Below are 2,001 nucleotides of genomic sequence, written 5' to 3' on the forward strand. Positions count from 1 at the left end.
CTCTCACCTGAAGAGGTAAGAAACATCAGAGAAAGTTATGGGTTAAGCCAGAGAGCCTTTGCCAAGCTTTTGGGCATAGGTGAGGCTTCTATTGCAAGATATGAAACTGGAGCTTTGCCTGAAAAGTCTTTAAGTAACATGATAATGCTTTTAAAAGATCCTAAAAATATGGAGAAGCTCCTTGAGAAAAATGAAGAAGCTTTAACCCCTAGGGAAAAGATAAGGCTTCTGCGTAGATTAGAAGAAATAAAAGGAGATGATGAAGAAAATGCTGTAAAAATTCCTAAAGAACTCTACAACCTGCTGGAAGATAAAGCTAAAAAAGAAGGAAAAAGCACCGATAAATTTATTGAAGAGATTTTAAGGAAAGTTATTTAAAAATTTAAATAGAAAGGAGTTTTTGCTATGAAAAAGATAATTTCTATGATAATTGCTGTCTTATTAATTTTTTTATCCATTCCTGCTTTTGCGCAAACTGGAGGTCAAGAAGAACAGCTTCCCTATCAAGAGTGGATAGATAAAGGATGGATAAAGGCAGTATCACCTGATGAGAAAGGCCATGATAGATTAGGTTGGTACTACATTATGCCCGGAAAAGAAAAAGAAATAGCTTACAGTGATAAGCTTAAAAATACAGATAGGATAATTGTAATAGGTGGTAGTTTTGATTACAGCAGTATGCCGTTTGAACAGTATATGAAAGACTATATTGAAAAAGGTTTAAGTAACGTATGCTTATACGATTTAACTACAAAAGTTGAGGAATATGGTCAAGGATATTTAGCAAACGACTATATAGGTATCGTAAGATATAACCATCCTGACACATTCAAAATAGAGCTTTGGAAACAGTTTACAGTTGGCGCGATTACAATCAACGGTGTAGATTGGCAAAAAACACCTTACAAAGATATAATATTGCAAGCACTTTATAGCAGATGGGAAGGTTTAAAAGACCCTGCTTATACTAAATATTTGGTTGATCCTAAGTGGAACGGCTATACAGAAGAATGTATCTATAATTGGGATGGTGTAGATGTGTGGGTGGGTAAGAACGATATTACAATAAGATATGAACTTAAAGAATACAAGAAAAAACTGCCTACAAAAGTCATATCAGATAATGGTGTTGCGATGATACCACTTCGAGGCGTCATGGAAGAATTAGGAGCAGTTGTTGATTACAATGCTAAAACACAGCAGATAACCATAAAAGATAAAGGCAAAACTGTTGTGCTGAAAATAGGCTCTGATACAGCAGTAGTAGACGACAAGGTAGTTAAAATGCCGAGAAAAGTATATGTGAAAAATGGATACACAATGCTTCCGTTAAGATTTGTTGCTGAAAATTTAGACCATGCAGTAGAATATTCAAATGACGGTACAATAACAATATGGAGAGCAAAATACACTACACCACCAAGTATATAAAGGGGCTTCAGCTTAGTTTGAAGCTTCTTTTCTTTTTCTAAAAAATCACCGAAAGGAGATGAGGTTTTTGTTCAAAAGAATTGCTTCTGTAATTGTTCTTATTACATTTCTTGCAGGGTTAATATACATTCCTAAGCTGGAAAATGCCTATGCAGCAGTAATTGATGACGTAGGAGACTTAAATTTAGCTATTGATACTCCCGTGACACTAAATCCTGATAAATCATATAATTTAGTCCCTAACCCAATTCCGCAAAAGCCTAATGACAAAAAGCTCTATTCCGGTAAATGGAGCATATATGTTGACGGTACCCTTGCAGGATATGATAAAGTAATAAAGCATATTTACACAAAAAGCAACGCAGAGCAGTACAATTTCATAAAGTACAGCACTGTCCCTCAGTGGATAAATGTACTTGGCGGTAACCCTACTTTTGTTAATACGTATCTAAATCAAATCAAATTAAGCATATCGGGTTCAGACCGTGTGTATATACGCTATCTTGCAGAGCTTAATGGCGCTCATGTGGTAGGATATAAAGTACTGGATGAAAAAGGTGGTAAAGGAGA

2 protein-coding genes and 1 pseudogene are annotated in these 2,001 nt (G+C 35.3%); all 3 read left to right on the top strand.

The window, feature by feature from the left end; translation table 11 throughout:
• Window positions 1–378, top strand: a 378-nt coding sequence (locus tag EV203_RS13225) for a helix-turn-helix domain-containing protein (protein WP_132040910.1), incomplete at its 5' end; no start/stop codon positions are given.
• A 27-nt stretch (window positions 379–405) separates the two neighbouring features.
• Entirely contained in the window at window positions 406–1,431 is a 1,026-nt protein-coding gene (locus tag EV203_RS13230; protein ID WP_132040911.1) for a stalk domain-containing protein, read from the top strand.
• A 67-nt stretch (window positions 1,432–1,498) separates the two neighbouring features.
• Window positions 1,499–2,001 (top strand): annotated as a pseudogene (locus EV203_RS13235) (PKD domain-containing protein); the annotation flags it as partial.

Source organism: Caldanaerobacter subterraneus, from assembly GCF_004345675.1.
GTDB classification, from domain to species: domain Bacteria; phylum Bacillota; class Thermoanaerobacteria; order Thermoanaerobacterales; family Thermoanaerobacteraceae; genus Thermoanaerobacter; species Thermoanaerobacter subterraneus.

Bases quoted from the DNA above. Each gene is read 5' to 3' on its own strand.
- EV203_RS13230 (WP_132040911.1), top strand. From the start codon at position 406: ATGAAAAAGATAATTTCTATGATAATTGCTGTCTTATTAATTTTTTTA.